The organism is Paraburkholderia ginsengiterrae, assembly GCF_001645125.1.
Taxonomy (GTDB): Bacteria; Pseudomonadota; Gammaproteobacteria; order Burkholderiales; family Burkholderiaceae; genus Paraburkholderia; species Paraburkholderia ginsengiterrae.
The window spans coordinates 95996-118349 of record NZ_LXKA01000360.1 but is presented as its reverse complement, the minus strand read 5'-3'; the positions used below and the strand labels follow the sequence as shown (position 1 = coordinate 118349).

Annotated in this window: 18 protein-coding genes and 1 pseudogene; 10 read left to right on the top strand and 9 right to left on the bottom strand. The window is 64.4% G+C overall.

What is annotated here, in order from left to right:
* Positions 1 to 68 precede the first annotated feature (68 nt).
* The 3 genes from A6V37_RS33100 to A6V37_RS33090 all read left to right on the top strand — a co-directional run bounded on the left by A6V37_RS33100 (position 69) and on the right by A6V37_RS33090 (position 3573).
* Positions 69 to 1046 (top strand): type II secretion system F family protein, encoded by a 978-nt coding sequence (locus A6V37_RS33100; protein WP_064268054.1) that lies wholly within the window; start codon positions 69 to 71, stop codon positions 1044 to 1046.
* A gap of 49 nt (positions 1047 to 1095) precedes the next feature.
* Complete coding sequence (locus A6V37_RS33095) at positions 1096 to 2055, top strand: type II secretion system F family protein (protein WP_064286770.1); 960 nt, start codon at positions 1096 to 1098, stop codon at positions 2053 to 2055.
* 87 nt (positions 2056 to 2142) lie between these two features.
* Positions 2143 to 3573, top strand: coding sequence for a sigma-54 dependent transcriptional regulator (locus A6V37_RS33090; RefSeq protein ID WP_082902717.1), 1431 nt, complete (start codon positions 2143 to 2145; stop codon positions 3571 to 3573).
* On the opposite strand, the gene A6V37_RS33085 is transcribed toward A6V37_RS33090, so the two are convergent.
* Together A6V37_RS33085 and A6V37_RS33080 are read right to left on the bottom strand one after the other, a co-directional pair.
* Positions 3570 to 3953 carry a hypothetical protein gene (locus A6V37_RS33085; RefSeq protein ID WP_064268087.1) on the bottom strand — a complete coding sequence of 128 codons (384 nt, stop codon included), beginning with the start codon at positions 3951 to 3953 and terminating at the stop codon, positions 3570 to 3572. The two genes, A6V37_RS33090 and A6V37_RS33085, sit on opposite strands and share 4 nt — an antisense overlap.
* A gap of 136 nt (positions 3954 to 4089) precedes the next feature.
* Positions 4090 to 6621 (bottom strand): annotated as a pseudogene (locus A6V37_RS33080) (penicillin-binding protein 1A).
* Positions 6622 to 6795: 174 nt separating this feature from the next.
* On the opposite strand from A6V37_RS33080, the gene fabV reads away from it, so the two are divergent.
* Positions 6796 to 7992 carry an enoyl-ACP reductase FabV gene (gene fabV, locus A6V37_RS33075; protein ID WP_064268050.1) on the top strand — a complete coding sequence of 399 codons (1197 nt, stop codon included), beginning with the start codon at positions 6796 to 6798 and terminating at the stop codon, positions 7990 to 7992.
* Positions 7993 to 8068: 76 nt separating this feature from the next.
* Here fabV and A6V37_RS33070 read toward each other — a convergent pair whose 3' ends face one another.
* Together A6V37_RS33070 and A6V37_RS33065 are read right to left on the bottom strand one after the other, a co-directional pair.
* A complete protein-coding gene (locus A6V37_RS33070; RefSeq protein WP_064268086.1) occupies positions 8069 to 8428 on the bottom strand; it encodes a hypothetical protein in 360 nt (119 codons plus the stop codon).
* Positions 8429 to 8496: 68 nt separating this feature from the next.
* Positions 8497 to 9129, bottom strand: coding sequence for a glutathione S-transferase family protein (locus A6V37_RS33065; protein ID WP_064268049.1), 633 nt, complete (start codon positions 9127 to 9129; stop codon positions 8497 to 8499).
* A gap of 247 nt (positions 9130 to 9376) precedes the next feature.
* Between A6V37_RS33065 and A6V37_RS33060 the strand changes: the two genes are divergently transcribed.
* Genes A6V37_RS33060 through A6V37_RS33050 form a run of 3 tightly spaced genes read left to right on the top strand, consistent with a single transcriptional unit; the run spans position 9377 to position 12785 of the window.
* Positions 9377 to 10726: a glutamine synthetase family protein gene (locus tag A6V37_RS33060; RefSeq protein WP_082902716.1), complete on the top strand. Its 1350-nt coding sequence runs from the start codon at positions 9377 to 9379 to the stop codon at positions 10724 to 10726.
* 40 nt (positions 10727 to 10766) lie between these two features.
* A complete protein-coding gene (locus tag A6V37_RS33055) occupies positions 10767 to 12125 on the top strand; it encodes an aspartate aminotransferase family protein (RefSeq protein ID WP_157447921.1) in 1359 nt (452 codons plus the stop codon).
* A 12-nt stretch (positions 12126 to 12137) separates the two neighbouring features.
* Positions 12138 to 12785 (top strand): GntR family transcriptional regulator, encoded by a 648-nt coding sequence (locus A6V37_RS33050; protein ID WP_064268047.1) that lies wholly within the window; start codon positions 12138 to 12140, stop codon positions 12783 to 12785.
* A gap of 10 nt (positions 12786 to 12795) precedes the next feature.
* On the opposite strand, the gene A6V37_RS33045 is transcribed toward A6V37_RS33050, so the two are convergent.
* Complete coding sequence (locus A6V37_RS33045) at positions 12796 to 13692, bottom strand: LysR family transcriptional regulator (protein ID WP_064268046.1); 897 nt, start codon at positions 13690 to 13692, stop codon at positions 12796 to 12798.
* Positions 13693 to 13864: 172 nt separating this feature from the next.
* Between A6V37_RS33045 and tam the strand changes: the two genes are divergently transcribed.
* From tam to A6V37_RS33030, 3 genes are all read left to right on the top strand, one after another.
* On the top strand, positions 13865 to 14647 hold the full coding sequence (gene tam, locus A6V37_RS33040) for a trans-aconitate 2-methyltransferase (RefSeq protein ID WP_064268045.1): 783 nt from the start codon (positions 13865 to 13867) through the stop codon (positions 14645 to 14647).
* 166 nt (positions 14648 to 14813) lie between these two features.
* Entirely contained in the window at positions 14814 to 15179 is a 366-nt protein-coding gene (locus tag A6V37_RS33035) for a hypothetical protein (RefSeq protein ID WP_064268044.1), read from the top strand.
* A 158-nt stretch (positions 15180 to 15337) separates the two neighbouring features.
* Positions 15338 to 16273, top strand: coding sequence for a LysR substrate-binding domain-containing protein (locus tag A6V37_RS33030; protein WP_064268043.1), 936 nt, complete (start codon positions 15338 to 15340; stop codon positions 16271 to 16273).
* A gap of 68 nt (positions 16274 to 16341) precedes the next feature.
* On the opposite strand, the gene A6V37_RS33025 is transcribed toward A6V37_RS33030, so the two are convergent.
* The 4 genes from A6V37_RS33025 to aldA form a co-directional block, all read right to left on the bottom strand.
* A complete protein-coding gene (locus A6V37_RS33025) occupies positions 16342 to 18003 on the bottom strand; it encodes a GMC family oxidoreductase (protein WP_064268042.1) in 1662 nt (553 codons plus the stop codon).
* A gap of 56 nt (positions 18004 to 18059) precedes the next feature.
* On the bottom strand, positions 18060 to 19277 hold the full coding sequence (locus A6V37_RS33020; RefSeq protein WP_064268041.1) for a mandelate racemase/muconate lactonizing enzyme family protein: 1218 nt from the start codon (positions 19275 to 19277) through the stop codon (positions 18060 to 18062).
* Positions 19278 to 20600 carry an MFS transporter gene (locus tag A6V37_RS33015; protein ID WP_064286768.1) on the bottom strand — a complete coding sequence of 441 codons (1323 nt, stop codon included), beginning with the start codon at positions 20598 to 20600 and terminating at the stop codon, positions 19278 to 19280.
* Between the two features lie 152 nt (positions 20601 to 20752).
* Positions 20753 to 22189 carry an aldehyde dehydrogenase gene (aldA, locus tag A6V37_RS33010; protein ID WP_064286767.1) on the bottom strand — a complete coding sequence of 479 codons (1437 nt, stop codon included), beginning with the start codon at positions 22187 to 22189 and terminating at the stop codon, positions 20753 to 20755.
* Positions 22190 to 22354: the final 165 nt, after the last annotated feature.

Here is a 22354-nt window from a genome sequence, read left to right as displayed (position 1 = left end):
GCACCGAATCTCTCACAAGATCGCTCGCCGATTTTCACGCCGATTCGCCGCGGTTTCAGGAGACTTGCATGAACCCGATCTTCTATGCCTTCGCCATTCTGCTGTTCATCGCGGTGGTACTCGCGCTCGAAGGCAGCTACCAGTGGTGGAACAATCGTCATGGTCCCGCTGCCCGCCGGATCGAATCGCGCATCCGCGCCCTGTCCGCAGGCGGGCAGGTTCACAAGGAGCGCCTGACGATCCTCAAGCAACGCATGCTGAGCGAGTCGCAAACGATCGACAAACTGCTCATGCAGGTGCCGCGCATCCAGTCGCTCGACCTGTGGATCCAGCAGTCGGGGGTCAAGTGGTCGATTGCGCGGCTGATCGGCACGACCCTGCTGCTTCCCGTCGCGGTGCTGGCTTGCGGCAGTTTCGCCCCGGTCCCGCTGTCGATCGCCGCACTCGTTGCTCTCGCGAGCTCGGTCCTGCCGATCCTCTATGTGGCCAGGCGGCGCGCCAAGCGGCTGCGTCAACTCGAACGGCAGTTGCCCGAGGTGGCCGACATGATCAGCCGCGCGCTGCGCGCGGGGCACGCATTCTCGGGGGCCATCGGCATGGTGGGCAGCGAGTTCGCCGAGCCCATGGGCGGTGAATTCCGCATCACGTTCGACGAAATCAACTACGGCGTCTCGCTGAACGAGGCCTTGATGAACCTCGCCACGCGCGTACCGATCCGCGATTTGCGCTACTTCGTGATCGCCGTGCTGATCCAGCGCGAAACCGGCGGCAATCTCGCGGAGGTGCTGGACAGTATCGCCTCGCTGATCCGCGAGCGTCTGAAGCTGTTCGACAAGATCCGCGTGCTCTCGGCGGAAGGCAAGTTGTCGGCGTGGATTCTCGGCTTGCTGCCGTTTGGCACCGCGGCGCTGATGATGTTCGTCAACCCGACTTTCCTCGAAGTGCTGTGGCACGATCCGGCCGGTCTGAAAATGATCGAGGTGGTGGCGGGGTCGATGTTCTCCGGCGTGCTGTGGATGCGGCGCATTGTGAAGATTCGCGTCTGACGGCGCAACTGCGCTGTTGCGCCATGAATCAAGCTATTTAGGAGCTGTCATGCAAACGCTCGACTCGATGCATCTGCTGTTGCTGGCCGGCCTGTTCGCCGTGGTGTTCGGTGTGGTGTGCGTCATCATAATCCTGGTCTCGCCGCGCGATATGCGACGGCGCATTGAACAGGCCAGCGGCGCGACGATGCCCATGTCCGAGCCCGGTTCCACGTCGACGGGAACCGCCTGGCTCGAAAAGCTCGCGGAGATTTCGCAGCCTATTTCGAAGCTGTCCATCCCCGCCGAAGGCTGGGAAAACTCGGCCCTGCGCGTGGAGATGATGAATGCGGGCTGGCGCACGCCAGGCGCCGCCGCCCTCTACTTTGCCGCCAAGACCCTGCTGGCGCTCGCGCTGCCGCTAAGCGCGCTGGGCTGGCTCGTCAACACGGCGCTCGCCGAGGAGCCGTACATGCTGTTCGGCATGCTCGCGGCGCTTGCCGGGATCGGCTACTACATCCCGAACATCGTGCTGGCACGCCGCATTGCATGGCGCAAGCGGGCGATTTTCGAAGATTTTCCCGACGCGCTCGACCTGCTGACCGTCTGCGTCGAAGCCGGTCTCAGCCTCGATGCGGCATTGATGAAGGTGGCGGATGAAATCGAACTGCGCAGCCCGGTCGTCGCCAGTGAATTTCAACTGATGCTGCTTGAAATGCGCTCGGGGTTCACCAAGGAGAAAGCGCTGCGCAACCTGACACTGCGCACCGGCGTTGAGGATGTCGAAGCGTTCTGCGCGATGCTGATCCAGGCCGAACGTTTCGGCACCAGCATCGGCTCCTCATTGCGCGTGCTATCCGACACGCTGCGCACGCGCCGCAAGATGCGGGCTGAGGAGCAGGCCTCGAAGATCGCGCTGAAATTGCTGTTTCCGCTCATTTTCTGCATTTTCCCCGCGCTCCTCACGGTGCTGCTGGGACCTGCATTCATTCACATCTACCGGACGCTTCTGCCGAGCATGGGCAGTTAGAGACCCGATGAGGCGCGCGTGAAGCGACTTCGCCACGCGGACGGCTCGCAGACGTGCTACGACACAATAAAAAATCGGGGGTGCAACGTGTCAGATTCAACCAACCTTCGCGAAACGGCCACCTGCGCGACGGCCGATGCCGCATCATCCGCGCCGCGGCGCCAGGCGGCGCTCCGCCCTCGTCTGATTTATATTGCGCGCGTGCCGAGCGAGAAAATCCTCGCCATCACGCGCACGGCCGGCTGGGACGTCACGTTGGTGAAAACCGCCTCTGGCGCGCAAACGGCGACGAATAAAACCGGCGTCGCGGCCGGGCTCATCGACTTCAGCGGCTTCACGGCGCGCGACCATGACGTGCTCAAAGCATGCCTGAGCCAGCCGGCCATCGGCTGGGTGGCGCTCACGGAAGACGGTCACCCGGAAAACCGTACGGTGCGCGAGCTGATCCGCAATTACTGTTTCGACTACATCACGCTGCCGCTGTCGTCCGAATGGCTGGTCCATGTGCTCGGTCACGCCCGCGGCATGGCCGCACTCGACTGCGCGGACAATCCCGCCGAGACGACCGAAGCCCCGATGACTTTCGGCGCAGAAATGGTCGGAGCGTGCGACGCGATGCGGCAACTCTTCAGTACCATCCGCAAGGTCGCCAATACCACGGCTAGCGTGTTCATTGCCGGGGAATCCGGCACCGGCAAGGAACTCACCTCGCGCGCCATCCACGAGCTCTCGTCGCGGCGCAAGGCACCGTTCGTCGCGATCAACTGCGGGGCGATTCCGCAGCATCTGATGCAGTCCGAACTGTTCGGCTACGAACGCGGTGCGTTCACCGGCGCTGAGCAGCGCAAGATTGGCCGGGTCGAAGCGGCCAACGGGGGCACGTTATTCCTCGATGAGATCGGTGACATGCCGCTCGAGGCACAGGCGAGCCTGTTGCGCTTTCTGCAGGAAGGCCGGATCGAGCGGGTTGGCGGCTGCGAATCGCTGCCCGTCGACGTGCGCGTGATTTCGGCAACCCACGTCGATTTGCAGGCGGCGATACGTGATGGACGCTTCCGTGCCGATCTGTTCCACCGTCTGTGCGTGCTGCGCATCGACCAGCCGCCGCTGCGCGCTCGCGGCAGGGACATCGAAATCCTCGCGCATCACATCCTGCAGAAGTACAAGACCGAAAGCACACGCAAGATTCGCGGTTTCACGCCGTCGGCGATCACCGCCATGTACAACAACGCGTGGCCCGGCAATGTGCGGGAATTGAGCAATCGCGTGCGCCGTGCGCTCGTGATGGCCGAAGGCAGGCTCCTCACGCCCCATGACCTCGACCTCGAATCGCCGGCCGACTGCCAGGTGCCGACGCTCGATCTGGCTCGCGAGCAGGCCGAGCGCGGCGCGATCACCACCGCGTTGCGGCGCCACGGTTACCGGATCGGTGAAACCGCGACGGCGCTCGGCATCTCGCGTGTCACGCTATACCGGCTCATGCTCGCATACGGGATACCCAACGCGGCCGATAGCTAGAACTTCGGATGACATTCGAAGTTCATCGACGATCCGTGCTCCGTCAGCATCTGTACGCCGCTGACGGTCTCCGACGTGACGCTGATCTGCATGCCGCGCTGCTCGCAGTAGTCGCGCGCCTCGTTCATCGCGTGTTCGTGAGCGCGGGCCCATGCCATCCGGCCGCCCGTGGCGTTGGCCGCCACCGTGTAGGTGCCGGGTTTGTCCGTGGCGACCACGTCGCCGCCCGATGCGCAGCCCACGAGGCTCGCGCAGGCGGCGAGTGCCGCGACGAGGGCGCGCGCGTGCCGCGATAACGGCGTGCGCTGCGGGGTTATGCCACTAGGCGCGCCGGATGTTGCCTCCCGTTCCGGCGTCCGGCCTGAGATCGTGTTGAACATGTTTGCCTGCACATCATGCGGATTGACCAATGGCGCAATTATCCGCAAACACGCGCAGGAGATCAGCCTCACGATCTGAAAACACTGTTGCCCCCGTCTAAATAATCGGGGGCACGTTGCCGGCCGCTCAGGTCGCTCAGGTCCCCGGCGACGCGCCGGCTGTGCCACCCGCGTCCGGCGGCACGACGTCGTCCGGCGTGGGCGTGGGCGCGGAGGCCGGCTCCCCGCCCCCGTGCGTTTCACCGTCGACCGCCCCGCTCGCCGCCACCGGCGCCGATCCCGGCGCTGGAAGCAGCGGCGGCTGCGGCAAGGCCCGCGGCTCGATCGCCGCAGCGGACGCCGGGGCGCCAACCACTCCACCCACTCCAACCGCTGCGCCAGATGCGGCAGATTCCGCAGATGGCGCGGTTCAAGCCGACGCGGCCGCAGGCGCACGGCGCACCTCGCCGCGCTGCGCCACCACCGCCTCGGGCTTCGCCGGTGCGGGCGCGAACAGCTGCCGGAACCACTCACGCAAGCGGTCCGAGCGCTCAGCAAACCAGCCTGGCTCCTGGTCGGTGGCGAACTTGACGCGGCTGTCCACCAGCCGCGAGCGCTGCGCGCGCTGGAAGAAATCGCCGACGATCGGCAGCGCGCTGTGCGCTCCCTGGCCCCAGTAATCGCTGCGCAAGGTCACACGGCTGTCGTTAAAGCCGACCCACGCCCCCGCCACGAGCTGCGGATGAATCAGGATGAACCAGCCGTCCGCGTTGCCCTGGGTCGTGCCCGTCTTGCCCGCCACGTCGCCGCGCACGCCGAAGCGGCTGCGAATGCTCGAACCCGTGCCCCGGTTCACCACGTCGCGCATGATGTCGATCAGCATCCGGTCGGCGTCGGCGGGCAGTTCCTGTTTGGGCGACGCCGGCGCGAACTCGGCCAGCACCTCGCCCTTGCGGTCCTCGATGCGCGTGACCATCACCGGCTCCACGTAGCCGCCGAGGTTGGCGATCGTGCCGTAGGCCGACACCATCTCCTTCAGCGTGACCGGGCTCGTGCCGAGAGCGAGCGACGGCACCGGGTCGAGTTCGCTGTCGCGCACGCCCATTGCGCGGGCGAGGCGCGCGACCTTGTTGGGGCCGACCGTCTCCATCAATTGCGCGGTAATCCGGTTGCGCGAATACGCGAGGCCGTCGCGCAGGCTGATCGCGCGTTCGCTCGGTTCGTCCTCGTCGTTGGGGCGCCAGACTTCGCCGCCGGCGAGCGGGATTTCCACCGGCTTGTCGATGAAGGTGTCGGCCGGTTTCGCGCCCGCTTCGAAGGCCGCGGCGTAGACGAACGGCTTGAAGGTCGAGCCGGGCTGGCGCCGCGCCTGCTGAACGTGGTCGAACGGATCCTGGCTGAAGTCGCGGCTGCCCACCCACGCCTTGATCTCGCCGGTGCGCGGGTCCATGGCGAGGAAGTCCGCCTGCACGCGGGTCTTGGTCTCGCACACCGACTTCACCAGATCGCGGTCGGACGACACGCGCTTGAGCGCATCCTCATCGGCCAGGCCGGCGTCTTTGGCGGCACGGTAGTCGGGCGTTTCGCGCAGGAAAGTCTGCAGCAGGTCGCGGCCGTTCGAACAGCCCGAGCGCGCCCCCCACGCCGAGTTCGCGATGCCTTGCAGCTGATTGCCCTGCAATGTCACGGCCTGGGTGGCCATGGCCTGCATGCGCGAATCGATGGTGGTGCGCACCACCAGGCCGTCGGAGTACATGTTGTAGTCGTTGCGATCGGCCCAGGCCGCCAGCCACTTGCGCAGCTGCTGCGCGAAGTGCGGCGCGGGTCCAGGCGGCTCGGTCTGCCGCTCGAAATCGATGCGCAGCGGGCGGCGCTTGAGCGTCTCGAAGGCCGCCGGCGTGAGCTTGCCGAACTTGACCATTTGCGCGAGCACCGTATTGCGCCGCTGCAATGCGCGCTCCGGATTCAGCACCGGGTTGTAGTAGCTGTTGCCCTTGAGCATGCCGGCAAGCGTCGCGCTTTCCAGCACGTTCAGATCCGAGGCCGGCTTGTCGAAATAGGTGCGCGCCGCCATCTCGATGCCGTAGGCGTTATAGAGGAACGGCACCGTGTTCAGGTAGGTCTCGAGAATCTCGTCCTTGGTGTAGAGCGCCTCGATCTTGAAGGCCGTGATCGCTTCCTTGAGCTTGCGCGTGAGCGTCGGCGCGCGGCCGATCTCGTCCGGATAAAGGTTGCGCGCGAGCTGCTGGGTGATGGTCGAGCCGCCCTGGCGGTCGCCGGAGAACGTATGCAACGCGGCCGAGGCGGTGCGCCGCCAGTCGAGGCCCCAATGCTGGTAGAAGCGGTGATCTTCGGTGGCGATCAGGGCGTTCACCACGTTCGGCGAGATGTCCGTGAGCTTGACCCACTCGCGGTTGGAAGGCTTGAACTTGGCGAGCAGCTTGCCGTCGGCCGACAGGATTTGCGCGGGCTGTTCGATCTTGGCCTTGCGAATGTCGCCGATGCTCGGGGTGAACGGAATCAGGATCAGCACATACAGAAGCAGCAGCACCGGCAGCGCGACGCAAGCTCTCGCCACCCCACGCCAGGTGGGATGGCGCACGCGCCACCACGCTTGGGCGATCAACGGGTTCGCCGCGGTCAACCCTTTGTCGAGGGTTTCCAGAATGAGGGGAATCAGGCGCTTCACACTGCTTTACCGTCTGCTTGGAAAGGCGCCATCCTACCAAGATGCGCGGCGGCGGCTGATTTTTTGCGGGCCGGATGTGGTTCGGGCATGGCTCGGCCCCCCGCAAACCGGCGCAGCGTGTCCGCAATAATCTCGTTTCACTATAATGTCGCCAATTCCGACAAGAGGTGCTTCATGATCATCAAACCGCGCGTGCGTGGCTTCATCTGCGTTTCCACCCATCCGACCGGCTGCGAGGCCAACGTCAAGGAACAGATCGAATACGTCAAGGCACGCGGCCCCATCGCCAACGGCCCGAAGAAGGTGCTCGTGATCGGCGCGTCCACGGGCTACGGCCTCGCCGCCCGCATCAGCGCGGCGTTCGGCTCCGACGCCGCCACCCTCGGCGTGTTCTTCGAGCGCGCGGGCAGCGAAACCAAGGCGGGCACCGCCGGCTGGTACAACACCGCCGCGTTCGAGAAATTCGCCACGGAAAAAGGCCTGTACGCGACCAGCATCAACGGCGACGCGTTCTCCGACGAAGTCAAGGCGCGCACCATCGAAGTCATCAAGCGCGATCTCGGCCAGGTCGATCTGGTGGTGTACAGCCTCGCCGCGCCCAAGCGCACGCATCCGAAGAGCGGCGTAGTGTTCAGCTCCACGCTCAAGCCGGTCGGTCAGTCCGTGAATCTGCGCGGCATCGACACGGACAAGGAAATCATCAAGGAAACGGTACTCGAACCCGCCACCCAGGAAGAAATCGACCACACCGTCGCGGTAATGGGCGGCGAAGACTGGCAAATGTGGATCGACGCCCTGCTCGAAGCCGGCGTGCTCGCGGACGGCGCGAAGACCACCGCCTTCACCTATCTGGGCGAGAAGATCACGCACGACATCTACTGGAACGGCTCGATTGGCGCAGCCAAGAAAGACCTCGACCAGAAAGTGCTCGGCATTCGCGAGAAGCTTGCGGCGAAAGGCGGCGACGCGCGCGTAGCTGTGCTGAAGGCGGTCGTGACCCAGGCCAGCTCCGCAATTCCGATGATGCCGCTGTACCTGTCGCTGCTCTTCAAGGTCATGAAGGAGAAAGGCACGCACGAAGGCTGCATCGAACAGGTCTATGGCCTCTACAAGGACAGCCTGTACGGCGCGGCGCCGCATATCGACGGTGAAGGCCGTCTGCGCGCGGACTACAAGGAACTCGATCCGGAAGTCCAGGGGCGTGTGCAGGAGCTCTGGACGCAGGTCACCAACGAGAACATCTACGAACTCACCGACTTCAGCGGCTACAAGACGGATTTTCTGCGTCTGTTCGGCTTCGAAATCGCGGGCGTGGATTACGAAGCGGACGTCAATCCGGACGTGCAGATTCCGAAGCTCGTTCAGGTTTGAGTCTTGACGGGGCCTCACGCGGCCCCGTTTTCTGCTGGGGCCGTGCCGGCCCCAGGCAGTCAGCGGCAATCAGCCGCTATCGGCAGGGAAACGCCGCTTGCAACGAGCGGAGAATGGCGAGGCCGATCGGAAAGTCGTCCGAAATGCTCGGATGATTCTTGAAGAACTCGTCGAGCAACGGATACACGTTCTGGTTGCCAATGGCGAGATTTTCCGGCGGGCAGTACAGCGGCGGCCGCTTCTTCGACACCAGGTCGCCGTTCGCCCACCCCAGCGCGTTGATCGTGCCGGTAATGTAGGCCGCGTAGACCGAGTTGTTGTCGCTATGCGCCCATTGCCTGTATTGCGCGGCTGTCATCTCGGCGCTCGCGTCCAGTGTGAAACCCAGGGTGAAACACGCGGCCATCGTGGCCAGCAAAAACTTCGAAACCCGCATCGTGGAACCTTCAATCGGTGTCGCAAAAACGGCCATTGTAGGCGAGTCGGGGCATGCAGCGCAGAATCTCAGGGCGTGCCATTGCGGCAATACTTTCGAAAGCCTTCACGCGCGCCCAGCCGCTCCATGTAGGCCGTCACGGCGGGCATGCCGCCGTGCTCCACCGGCGTTTCCAGCCAGCGGTTGATCGATAGCGCAATCGGAATGTCCGCGAGCGAAAACGCGGGCCCGGCGATAAACGCACCGGTCTTTTCCAGCTGGTTTTCGACAATCCCCATATGCCGCGCCCAGTTCGCGGCAGACAGCTCGATCTGGCGCGGATCCTGATGCGCCGGAGAGTGCCGGACCAGGGCGAGGAACGCATAGCTCCAGGCGCGGTTCAGCTCGCTCGCCTGCCAGTCGATCCATTGGTCGCAGCGGGCGCGCTCGCAGGGATCGCGCGGATAGAGTAGATCCAGCGACTCCCCCTGATAGCGCCCCGCCAGATAGCGGATGATCGAATTGGACTCCCACAGCACGAACTCTCCGTCCTTGATGACGGGGACCATCGCGTTGGGATTCAGGGCGAGAAATTCCGGCACGCCGGTCGCGCGAAATCCGGAGCCCCAGTTTTCCTGTTCGAACGGCAGCGCAAGCTCCGCGCAGGTCCACAGCACTTTGCGAACGTTGATGGATGAGGTCTTGCCGAGGATCTGGATCATGGGGTCAAAGCTTAAAACCCGCTCGAGGGAACCGACAGGCACAGTTTGTCCCACGAGTGCCAGTCCAGCCGCGCCTCCCGTCTCCCGTCTGCTGGATTTGATCAAATTTCCCAAAAGATTTTTTTCATGGCATGATTTGATCAAATCTCACCATGCAAAAACGCCCAGCTTTACCGAACCGGCCTTCCGTCGCGCCTCGCTGTCGAACGCGCTTCGTGCCGTCTTCATCAACCGACTGGAGTCAACCTTGCAAAGCGACCTACGCAACGATCTGCGCGAATTCCTGGAGCAGCACCGAATCCATGAAGTCGAGTGCGTGATACCGGACATGACCGGCGTCGCGCGCGGCAAGATCGTGCCGAAGAACCTGTTTCTCTCGGAAGGCAAGATGCACATGTCGAATGCGCTGTTGATGATCACCGTCAACGGCGAATTCGCCGACTTCGAGCGCTTTGTCGGCCCGAGCGATCCGGACATGGTCTGCATTCCCGATCCGAACACGGTGCGGCTCGTGCCGTGGGCGATCGAGCAGGTGGCGTTTGTGATCCACGATTGCGTCGGGCTCGACGGCGAGCCGATCGCCATCTCGCCGCGCGCGGTGTTGCGCCGCGTGTTGAAGCTCTACGAAGCGCGCGGCTGGCAGCCGGTGGTAGCGCCAGAGATGGAGTTCTATCTGATCGCGCAGAACCAGAATCCGCATGAGCCGCTGCGCCCGCCGCTCGGCCGCGCGGGGCGCAGCGAAGCCGGCCGCCAGTCGTTCTCGATCGACGCGGTGAACGAGTTCGATCCGTTCTTCCAGGAATTGTCGCGCTTTTGCGAAATGACCCACCTAGGCGTCGAGACGCTGGTGCACGAAGTCGGCGCCGGTCAGATGGAGATCAACTTTTCGCACGGCAACGCGCTCGACCTTGCCGACCGCGTGTTCCTGTTCAAGCGCGCGGTTCGCGAGACCGCCTTCCGCCACGGCATTTTCGCCACCTTCATGGCCAAGCCGATGGAGCACGAGCCGGGCAGCGCGATGCACATCCACCAGAGCATCGTCGACAGCGGCAGCGGCCAGAACATCTTTTCGCTGCCGGATGGCTCGGCGAGCCCGCTGTTTTTCAACTACATCGCCGGCTTGCAAAAGTACATGCCGAAAGCCATGCCGATGTTCGCGCCGTATGTGAACTCGTACCGCCGCCTGTCGCGTTTCACCGCCGCGCCGATCAATGTGCGCTGGGGTTACGACAACCGCACCTGCGGCATCCGCGTGCCGAACTCCGGCCCGGACGGCCGGCGGCTCGAGAACCGCGTGCCGGGCGTCGACGTGAACCCGTATCTGGCGATGGCGGCCACCCTCGCCTGCGGCTATCTCGGCATGGTCGAGCAACTCGAAGCGTCGTCACCGATGATCGAAAGCGCCTACGACCTCGAATACGAGCTGCCGCGCGGACTCGAAGACGCGCTCAAGGCGCTGTCGACCTGCACAGAGCTCGCCGAAGTGCTCGGCGACAAATTCGTGCAGGCCTATTGCGCGGTGAAGGAAAAAGAATTCGAGACCTTCTCGCAAGGCATTACCGCGTGGGAACGCGAGCATCTGCAACTGCTCGTTTGAGCGCGGCTGCTGAATGACAACTTCATTGGAGAGCGTGGAATTGAATACCCGTCACGGCATCAACTGGGCGCGCGCGCAGGCGCTGGTCGAGCGCGAACGCCGCGCGTTTGTCGAAGCCATGCCGAAGTCGCGCGCGCTGTCCGAACGCGCGGCGCGCCATCTGCTGTTCGGCGTGCCGCTGCACTGGATGAACGACTGGTCGACGCCCTTCTCGCTGTATGTCGAGGCGGCGCGCGGCGCGTCCTTTACCGACGTCGACGGCCACCGCTATGCGGACTTCTGTCTTGGCGACACCGGCGCGATGTTCGGCCACTCGCCGGCGCCGGTGGCGCGCGCGCTCGCCGCTCAGGCCGAACGCGGCCTGACGGCGATGCTGCCGAATGAAGACGCGGCGTGGCTCGGCGAAGAACTCGCGCGCCGTTTCGGCCTGCCCTACTGGCAATTCGCGATGACCGCGAGCGACGCGAACCGTTTCGCGTTGCGCTGGGCGCGCGCGGCGACCGGGCGCAAACAGATCGTCATTTTCAACGGCTGCTATCACGGCACCGTGGACGACGTGTTCGTCGATCTGGTCGACGGCCAGCCGCAGCAGCGCGACAGTTTGATCGGCCAGGTGCACGACCTCCTCGGCAGCACGCGCGTGATCGAATTCAACGACCTCGCCGCGCTCGAGAACGCGCTGAAAGACGGCGACGTGGCCTGCGTGCTCGCCGAGCCCGCGATGACCAACATCGGCATGGTGCTGCCCGAGCCGGACTACTGGCGGCAAGCACAAGCGCTGATGCGCCGCTACGGCACGCTGCTCGCCATCGACGAAACGCACACGATCAGCTGCGGTCCCGGCGGCTATACGCGGGCGCACGGACTCGAACCCGACTTGTTCGTGCTCGGCAAACCGGTCGGCGGCGGCTTTCCGTGCGCGGTGTACGGCTTCAGCGCCGAACTCGCCGCCCGCGCGCAACAGGCCAAGCGCGACGCGCCGCCGGGCCACTCGGGCATCGGCACCACGCTCACCGCGAACCTGCTGGCGACGAGCGCGATCCGCGCCACGCTCGCCGAGGTCATGACCGACGCCGCCTACGAGCACATGTTCGCGCTCGCCGCGCGCATCGAAAGCGGCCTCAAAGAGGCGATCGCGCGGCACGGCCTCGCGTGGTGCGTGACGCGCGTCGGCGCCCGCACCGAGTTCCAGTTCATGCCGACACCGCCGCGCAACGGCACCGAAGCAGGACGCCAGCTCGACGCGGAACTGGAGCACGTCGTGCATCTGTATCTGCTGAACCGCGGCGTGCTGATCACGCCGTTTCACAACATGATCCTGGTGTGCCCCGACACGTCGGTGGAGGACGTCGACAAGCTGGTCGCCGCCTTCGACGCCTGTCTTGGCGAACTGATCTGAGGTGGCGCGGGCATGAAAACTTCGCGCCATCACACGCTGCAGGATCAGACCTACGACACGCTGCGGCAATGGCTGACGATCGGCCGCTTCGTGCCGGGCGAGCGCATCAAGATCCGCCACGTCGCGGCCGAACTCGGCGTGGGCGAAATGCCGGTGCGCTCCGCGTTGCAGCGCCTCGCCGCTGAGTCGGCGCTCGTCAACGTGCCCAATTGCGGGGTGACGGTGCCGCATCTGTCGAAGGAACAGTTCGACGACGTGCTGCGCGTGCGCCTGATTCTCGAAGGCCAGGCCGCCGAGCTGGGCGTGCCGAATCTCACCCCGCACGACCTGGAGACACTCGAACGGCTGAATGCGCAAATGGCGCAAGCGCTGCAAGACGCCGACGCCAAGGGCTATCTCGACGCCAACGAGGCGTTCCATCTGATTCTCTACCGCGCGGCCGGCTCGCCCTTGCTGCTGGAACTGATCGAAACCGTGTGGCTCCAGGTCGGCCCGATTTCGAATCTGCTGTTCGGCGAGGCCCAGTTCGCCGGCACGCTCAACGACGCGCACGACGATCTGCTGAGCGCCGCGAAAGCGCGCGATGCGGCCGGCGTGCGACGGGCCATCGAGCGCGATCTGAGCCACGCGGCGACGAGTTTGCGCTCGCAGTGCCTGTAGCGCGCGGCCTTCACGCCTTCAGGGTCGCCTGTTCGAGGATCATGTCGTACAGCGCCTGCGCCGCCGGCGACAACTGCGCGGCCTTGCGCGTCACGAGCACCAGTGTGCGCGACACGACCGGCTGCGTGAGTTCGACGATGCGCACGGCCGGATACGCGCCTTTCTGCAGCGCGAGCGCCGGCACCACCGCCGCCCCCACACCTTGCGCGACGAGGCCCACCGCCGTGGAGCTGCGCTGAACTTCGTAGAAGGAGCGCAAGGCCAGTTCGCTGCGTTCGAGCGCGACGTCGAGCAACGCGCGGTTGCCGCTCACCTCGCCGGCAAAAATCAGCGGATAGGGTTGCAGTTGCCGCCACGCAATACGCCGCCGCTTCGCCAGTGGATGATCTTCGTGGCAGATCAGCACGTAACGGTCTTCCGTGAGCGGCACACTGGCCAGATCCGGATGACGGTCGCGCGCAATGTTGATGCCGAATTCCACCTCCCGGCGCAACACGGCCTCCTCCACCGCCGACGACGCGTGATCGAGAATCTTCACGCGGTTATGCGGGTAGCGTGCGGAATACGCCTGCAGGATGCGCGGCAAATATTGCACGCCCACGGTCGGCACGCAGGCGATCGACACGTCGCCGCGGCGCGCCTCGCCGGTCTCGCGAATTTCCACCAGCGCATCGGCGAGTTCGCCGAGCAGGCGGCGCGCCTGCGGCAGGAAACTGCGGCCGATTTCGGTCAGCGCCATGGAGCGCGTGGTCCGCTCGATCAGCGTGACGCCGAGAAACGTTTCGAGCTTGCGCAGGCGCTGCGTGATGGCGGTTTGCGTGACGTGCAGCGAATCGGCCGCGCCCTGGAAGCTGCCGCGATCCGCAATCGCAACAAACGCCTGAACGCCGAGCGTGTCGATTTTCATTAGAAAAATGAAGGAATCGGAAGAATAAATTCATTTTACTCCGCCCCGGGCGACGCTGAGAATGCATGGATCGGATCGGTTCGCAACGCCACGCAGACCAGGCAGACCAGGCAGACCGCGCACGCCAGGCGGCCGGCGGCCGGTCCGGCCATCACAAACCAGGGAGTACGAGATGACGTCGAACAAGGATTGGCACGCGAAGCAGTACGTGTTGTTTGAGAACGAGCGCACCCGTCCGGTCAGGGATCTGCTGGCCGCCGTGCCGGCGACGGACGCACGCGTCGCGGTGGACCTCGGCTGCGGCCCCGGCAATTCGACCGAAACGCTCGCGGCGCACCTGCCGGGCGCCGTGGTGAGCGGTCTGGACAGCTCGCACGACATGATCGACGCGGCCCGCCGGCGCCTGCCGCAATTCCAGTTCGACGTGTCCGACCTGACGACGTGGGACGCGCCGGGACCGTACGACGTCATTCTCGCCAATGCGGTGCTGCAATGGGTGCCAGACCACGAACGGCTGTTTCCCTCGCTCGTGGAAAAGCTCGCGCCGGGCGGCAGCCTCGCCGTGCAGATGCCGGACAACCTGGACGAACCCGCACACCGCCTGCTGCGCGAAATCTCGGCGGACGGCCCGTGGGCGCAGCGGCTCAAGGGCGTGGAGCGCACGCTGCGCCACGACGCCGGCTGGTACTACGCGTTGCTCAAGCCGCTCTGCGCGCGGGTCGACGTGTGGCGCACCGTCTACCATCACCCGCTCGCGGGTGGCGCGGATGCGGTGGTCGAATGGTTCAAGGGCAGCGCGCTGAGGCCGTTTCTGGCCGAACTGGACGAAGCCGGCGGCGAGCAGGCCGCGTTTCTGCAACGTTACCGGGACGCGATCGCGCAGGCCTATCCGGCGCTCGCCGACGGCACGGTGCTGCTGCCGTTCCCCCGGCTTTTCATCGTGGCCACCCGCTAGCGGCGCGAACTTGCTCGCGGGCGCGAGGAGCCGGCTGCGGCGGCTGGCGCGCCAGGGTAGTTCAGGCATTGCCGGGCTTGAATTGTGCGTGATATTGTTCAATTAAAGCGGAGGACGGCAGTTGGGCGTCCTCACCGGAATGCCTATTTCAGCAGCGAGCGTCGCCATGAGTGATGTACGCCATTCTCTGAGTCCACGTGACCGTGTGGAGCTGTTGTGCTGGCTCACCTGCGGCAGTCTCGGCGCTTATTATCTGAACGAAGACTGGCCCGACGCGGCGTTTCACGTGCAGTCCGCGCATAAATGGCTCGACCGGCGATCGCGCGAGGCCGACTGGCTCAGTATCGCGAAGTTGTCGGCCATGGCGGTGGAAATCGCCCGGCGGCACGCGCGCTTTGTCGAAGCGGACTGGGCGAGAGATGCGGTCGAAGAGATTCTCGACACCGACGAACTCGATCCTCAAGCCCGCCTCGTCCGGCAGGTGATCGCGGATTGCCAGAGCGCTCTGGCGGACAAGCGGCTGGCGGATTGAAGTCTCGCGGGCGCAGCGCCATTGCCCGCTCGTCAGCCTCAACGCGGCCAAAACCATCAACCCATGATCGCGCCGTTCTGCGGCGGGCCAAGTAGATAGAATACCGGGACCTCGCGCCAGCGCGCCTCACGTTCCGGTAGACCATCTTGAAACGCAAAATGCCCGCGCTGAACGCGCTAAAAGCCTTCGAAGTCGCCGGCCGCACGGGCAGCTTCACCCGCGCCGCGGAGCTGCTCAACGTCACGCAAAGCGCGGTTAGCCGGCAAGTCCGGCAACTCGAGGGGCAACTGGGCGAAACGCTCCTGCAGCGCCATCATCACCACCTTGAACTCTCGGCCGCGGGCCGCGTTCTGCTGCAAGCGCTGCAGCAGTCGTTCGACCGTATCGAGCTGACGGTCCGCGCCCTGCAGGAGAAAACCCACCGTAACCGCCTGCGCATCAACGCACCGCCCACCTTTACGAGCCGCTGGCTGATGCCGCGCCTCGGGCGCCTGCGTGACGCGCATCCGCATCTGGAGCTGAGCCTGTCGACCCGCGTCGACGACAATCTCGCGGAATCCGGCGTGCTCGACTGCGCGATCCGCTTCGGCAACGGCGAGTGGGAAGGTGTCGACAACCGTCTGCTGATGAGCGAGCGGCATATCGCCGTCTGCTCGCCCGCCTTGCTGGCGCGGGAAGCCGGCCGCCCGCAGATCGACCTGAACCAGTTCACGCTGCTGCATGTGCTGGCGAGCGCGGATCAGCGCTACCTCACCTGGCAGCACTGGCTGAAGGCGGCGGGAATCGACAACGTCGACACGCGCGGCGGTTATGAATTCGACCTGCTCGATCACGCGATTCGCGCGGCGATCGACGGGCTTGGCGTGACGATCGCCGACCGTCACATGATCGCGCGCGAACTCGCGGAAGGCCAACTCGTCCAGGTGCTCAACGTGCACCTGGACGGGCATCAGTCGTACTGGTTCGTCACGCGTGCGGAGCAGGAGGAGCCGCCGCACGTCGCGCAGTTCCGCGACTGGCTGCAGCAGGAAATCTGGCTGAGCGGACGGGCGCTGGATTCGTCGGAATCGGCGCCGTTAAGCGAAGCGGAATAAAAAAACGCGCCGGTCAATCCGGCGCGTTTCTCTTTGCAGAACGGAAGGCGAACCGCCAGCCGTTGCCGTTACGCTGCGGCAAGCGGCTCCGCGGAGTGGGCTTCGGAGGCGGCTTCGCGCGCGGCGTCCTGGAGGATCATTTCCGCACCCTTCTCCGCCACCATCATGGTCGGCGCATTGATATTGCCCGACGTGATGTTCGGAAAGATCGACGCGTCGACCACGCGCAAGCTGGCAATGCCGTGCACTTTCAGGCGTGCGTCCACCACCGACGTGGCCGGATCGTCGCCCATCGCGCACGAGCCGCACAGGTGATAGATCGACCCCGACTGCTCGCGGAAATATTGCAGGAACGCTTCCCGCGTGTTCACTTGCGGTCCGGGCGAGATCTCTTCGACGGTGATCGACTGCAACGCGGGCGATGCCATCACCTTGCGCACCAGTTCGCAGCCCTGGATCGCCTCGTCGATATCCTTCTCCGTGGTCAGCGCGTTGATGCGAATCTTCGCGGCGTCCTCGGCGCGATTCGACGCGATCTCGATCGAGCCGCGGCTGGTTGGCCGGCACGGATTGAAGGCCAGCAAGAAGCCCGAATACGGCTCAGGTTCGAGACTCGCCTTGCTGCTCTTCGGAATCCGGTACGACAGCGGGTTGAAGTAGAGCTGCAGGTTCGGCTGCGCTTCGCTCTCGCGGCCCTTGAAGAAGCCGCCCGACTGGTTCACGCTCATCGCGAGCGGACCCTTGCGCGTCAGCAGATATTGCAGGCCGAGCTTGAGCTTGCCGAGCAAAGGCCGCATCTCGTCGTTCAGCGTCTTCACGTTCGCACGATAGTAGAAGCTCACGCACAGATGGTCCTGCAGGTTCTGCCCCACCGCGGGCAGTTCCTTGACCACCGGAATACGATGCCGCGCGAGCAAGGCGCCGGCGCCCACGCCCGAGAGCTGCAGCAGCTTCGGCGAATCGACCGCGCCGGCCGACAGAATCACCTCGCGGTTCGCCATGAAGCGGCGCGTGGTGCCGTTCTGCACGACGCTCACGCCGATCGCGCGCTGGTTGCCGTCGAAGAGCACGCGGCTTGCCAGCACGTCGCGTTCGACGGTCAGATTCTTGCGCGACAGCACCGGGTGCAGATACTCGAAACTGCTCGACGAGCGCTGCCCGTTGCGCGTGTTCACGTCATAGATGCCGGCGCCTTCGAATCGCGCGCCGTTGAAGTCGTCGCTGCGCTGGTAGCCGGCCTGCTCGCAGCCTCGCAGGAACACATGGCAGATCGGGTGCACCGCGTCTTTCATCGGCGAGATGCGGATCGGGCCGTCGGCGCCGTGATACTCGGTGTTGCCGAGCGGATGCGATTCGAGCTTGCGGAAGTACGGCAGCACGTCGCGAAACGCCCAGCCCGCATTGCCGGCGGCGGCCCAGTCGTCGAAATCGTGCGGCTGGCCGCGCACATAAATCATCGCGTTGATCGAGCCCGAGCCGCCCTGCACCTTGCCGCGCGGACAATAGATCGGCCGGTTGTCGAGTTCCTTCTCGGGCTCGCTGTAGTACATCCAGTTATAGGTTTCGTTGTAGTACGTCTTGGTGAAACCCACCGGAATCTTGAACCAGAACGAGCTGTCCTTACCGCCCGCCTCCAGCAGCAGCACCGAATATTGGCCCGACGCCGACAGACGATTGGCGAGAATGCAGCCCGCGGAACCCGCGCCGACGATGATGTAATCGTAGTTCATGCTCTATGTCGCCAGTCGGCGCTCAATCCATTGATTAGGTATGCTGCTGACCGCGCTCAGCCCTTGGCCGGTGCGAGGTCTTTCACGTCGGCGGGTTGCGGCGCCATCTGCAGATGCAGACGCTCGCCGGTGTAAGGCGTGTGCGCCCTGACCACGTCCATGTTCAGTTCGACGCCGAGGCCGGGTTCCTGCGACGGAATGATGTAGCCGTCTTCCCATTGAATCGGCTTCTTCAGCACTTCCGCGTGGAAACCGTCCCACGTGCCGATGCTTTCCTGAATCAGGAAGTTCGGCGTGCAGGTGGCAAGCTGAATGCTGGCCGCCGCGCCGATCGGCCCGTTGTACAGGTGCGGCGCGATCTGCGCGTAGTACACCTCGGCCAATGTGGCGACCTTCTTGGCTTCGAGCAGGCCGCCCACGCGCGCCACGTTCAGTTGCAGGATCGACGCGGCGCCCGCCTCCAGCAGCTTGAAGAATTCGTACTTGGTGGTCAGGCGCTCACCCGCGGCGATCGGAATGCTGGTGTGCTGCGCGACTTGCGCCATCGCGCCTTCCTGCCCCGGGGGCACCGGTTCCTCGAACCACAGCGGATCGTATTTTTCCAGGCGCTTCGCGAGGCGGATCGCCGACGACGGCACCATCTGCCCGTGCGTGCCGAACAGCAGATCGGCTTTGCTGCCCACCGCTTCGCGCACGCGGCGGCAGAAAGTCTCGCAACGGTCGAGCACTTCCAGCGACAGCTGGTGACCCGAATAAGCCGTGTACGGGCCCGCCGGATCGAACTTCACCGCGGTAAAGCCGAGCTTCACGTTCTGCGCGGCGCATTCGGCGGCCAGATCGGGATCGTCGTAGTCATATTCGCCGCGGCTGTTCTTCGGGTACAGATAGGTGTACGAACGCAGGCGCTGATTCACCATGCCGCCGAGCAGCTCGTACACTGGCTTGTTCGCCGCCTTGCCGATGATGTCCCAGCACGCCATTTCCAGGCCGCTGACCACGCCCATCATGGTCAGATCGGGGCGTTGTGTGAAGCCGCTCGAATACGCTTCGCGCCAGAGCCGTTCGACATGGTGCGGGTCCTTGTCGAGCAGATAGCGGCTGAACACGTCGTCGATGATGTGGGTCATCGCTTTCGGATGAAACGTCGCCGAATAGATTTCGCCGACGCCCTCGATACCGCAAGCGGTCTTGAGCTTGACGAAGATCCAGTACATGCCGCCCACGTGCGGCGGCGGAACGGCGACGATATGCGTTTCGAGCGAGACGACTTTCATTTACGCACCCTCTTTCTGGTTGAGCATGTTTCTCAGCGCGAGCCCGGCGAACCCGCCGAGCGCCGCCATGGCGGCCACATAGCCGAAATACAGTTGATAGCCAAAGACGCCCGGGAAGTTCTGCGTCAAGTAGCCATTGATGAGCGGCAGGAACACGTCCGGCGAATAGCCGACCACGGAGATCAGGCCGATTGCCAGACCCATAGTGGCGGCCGGAATGTTGCAGCGGTCCAGCAGCGACCAGTACAGGCCGCGAATCGCGTACGTCAGAATGCCGATGAACAGCACGAGGAACACCAGCAGCACGTGGCTCGCAATACCCGGCGCCGCCATCAGGCCCACGAGCGACAGCGCGGCAAGAAAGAGCGCGATCACGAGCACCGACACCTTTGAATAACGGTCGCCGAGAAAGCCGCCGCCAATGCCGCCGATTGGCCGCATCCACAGCTTGAGCGTGGTGATCGTGCCGGCCATCACGACCGACAGGCCGATCCCGCCTTCATGCAGATAGGCGGAGAAACTATAGGTGGCCCAGAACACCTGATAGCCGCAGAACACGATCGCGGCCACGAGCCACAGTTCGGGAATCTTCGCGAGGGTTTTCAGGTCGACCAGCACGTTGCTGTGCGGGCGAGCCGCGCGGCCGGAGTCAGCGTCTTCGGCAGTCTGCGGCCCTTTGACGAGACCGAGCACCACGCCCAGCGCAATGCACAGAAACGCGTACAGGTAGACCACAAGCTTGAAACCGGCCGCAACCGGCTCGCCTTTCGTCTGCGTGACCCAGGCGAACAGCGTGATCGCGATAGTCGCGAGCATGGCTTCGATCAGGCCACGCCCGCCGTCCAGCAAGCCGAAGAAACGGCCCTGCTCGTTCGCGCCGGCAATCATCGTCACGCGCTTGATGACAGCGGCCCAGAACGTCAGGCCGGTCGACAAACCCCAGCCGCCGAAGATCAGCATCAGCATCGGGAATGCCGGCGCGGTCGAATACCACAGCCCGAGCACGCCGGTCGCGATCAGCGAAAAGCAGATCAGCAAACGCGGCGCGATCCGGTCGGCGAGCCAGCCGCTTGGCAGATAACTCAGCAGGAAGATCGTGCCCAGCGACGAGTACAGATAGCCGAGCTGACTGTCGGTGATGTGGAACACCTCGAGCATGGTCGGCTGATAGACCTGCCGGAGATACAGGATCGGGTAGATCGCGCCGGCCGCGATCACCAGCAGCATGAGCTGGATATAGCGTTGCGCGTTGCTGTTCTGCTGGACGGCCTGCGCCTCGTTTAATGCAGGCGAGGCGTTGCTTCGAACTGACGGGGATGACACGTGAGCGCTCCTTGGAGACACAGCGCCCGCGCGTCGGGCCAGTGAGTCTCCAATATGTGTTGTTATGGATTGGCAGCGGATTCGCCGCGGGTTGACGATGGCGAAAACGGCGCGCGCTCGTGCGAATTCGTGCGGCGCGCGCCGCTTCAGATTCAGTACTTCATGACCACGAGACGGGTCTGGGTAAACTCGAGCATGCCGTGCTTGCCGTCGTCGCCACCGAGGCCCGAACGTTTCCAGCCGGCATGGAAGCCCTGATACGGATCGGCCGGCGTGCGGTTCACGTACAGCTCGCCTGCTTCAATGCCGTTGGCAATCTTCATCGTGTTCCGGTAGTTCTCCGTATAAAGGACGGAGGACAACCCGAATTGATGGTCGTTGGCCATCTCCAGCGCTTCGTCGAGCGTGCGGTATTTGACCACCGGCATGATCGGGCCGAACGTTTCTTCCTGAATGATTTCCATGTCCTGGCGGCAGTTCGACAGCAACGTGGCCGGATAGAAGAAACCCTTGCCCTCAGGCAGCTTGCCGCCCGTTTCGAGCGTGGCGCCCGCCGCGACCGCGCGTTCCACCATCGCGTGAATCGACTGGCGCGACGCTTCGTTGACGAGCGGCCCCATCAGCGCGGGCTGTTCGCTGCGATCGCCGGTTTCCACCGCGCTCATGTGCTTTTTCAGCAGCGCAACGAAACTGTCATGCACGCTTTCCTGCACGTACACCCGTTCGATTGCCGTGCAAAGCTGGCCGCAGTGCGTGGTCTTGGAGGCGACCAGGTCGCGCGCCGCTTTCTCCAGATCGGCGTCGGCCTCGATGATCGCGGGCGTCTTGCCGCCGAGTTCGAGCGACGGTTTGGCGATGTTCGCCTTGCAATAGTCCAGCACCTTGCGGCCCGCGCCGACGCTGCCCGTCAGCGTGATCATGCCGACCTTGGGATGCGTGCACAGCGCTTCGGCAGTGGCGTGGTTCATCGCCAGAATGTTCACCACGCCGGCGGGCAAGCCGGCCTTTTCCACGGCTTTGGCGATTTCGAATGCGGACGTCGGGGTGTTGTTGCTCGGGCGCACCACCACCGTGTTGCCGGCGATCAGCGCCGGCGCCACTTTTCGCATGAACGTGTAGACGGGGTAGTTGAACGGGATCAGGCATGCCACCACGCCGATCGGCTCGCGATGCAGCACGAGGTTTTCGTCTGGCGTATCGCTCGGAATCACTTCGCCTTCGATGCGGCGCGCCCACTCCGCGTGATAACGGGTGATCTGGCCGGCGTAAATCGCCTCGTTGGTGGCGTCCGCCACGCTCTTGCCCGACTCCAGCGCGAGCGCCGCGCCGATGGCGGGCGCCAGTTCGGTCAGCGCATCGGCCAGTTTGTGCAGGTAGGCGCCGCGTTCGGCCGAGGGCAGCTTGCGCCAGCCTTTTTGCGCGACGGCGGCGGCGTCGACCGCGGCGATCGCCTCAGCCTCAGTGGCGGCCGTGACGTGGGCGATCACGGCCTCGGTGGCGGGGTTGGTGACGGCGATGAGCTCGCAGTCAGCGGCGCCAGCCGCGGGTTCGATGAACCGGCCGTTAGCGAAGTTCCGATCGAGTCGCATGGTCGTCTCCAGAAATGCGTGGTGCGAAGAACGCATGGCCTCTGGCTATGTCCGTCATGCCAAAGGTGCATGGACCGAATTTTTCTACTCGATAGGGTGACTTACAAGCGAATAATTTGCGGGGCGAACATTCGAAAAAGTCATGTTAGACCGGAAATGGGCGCC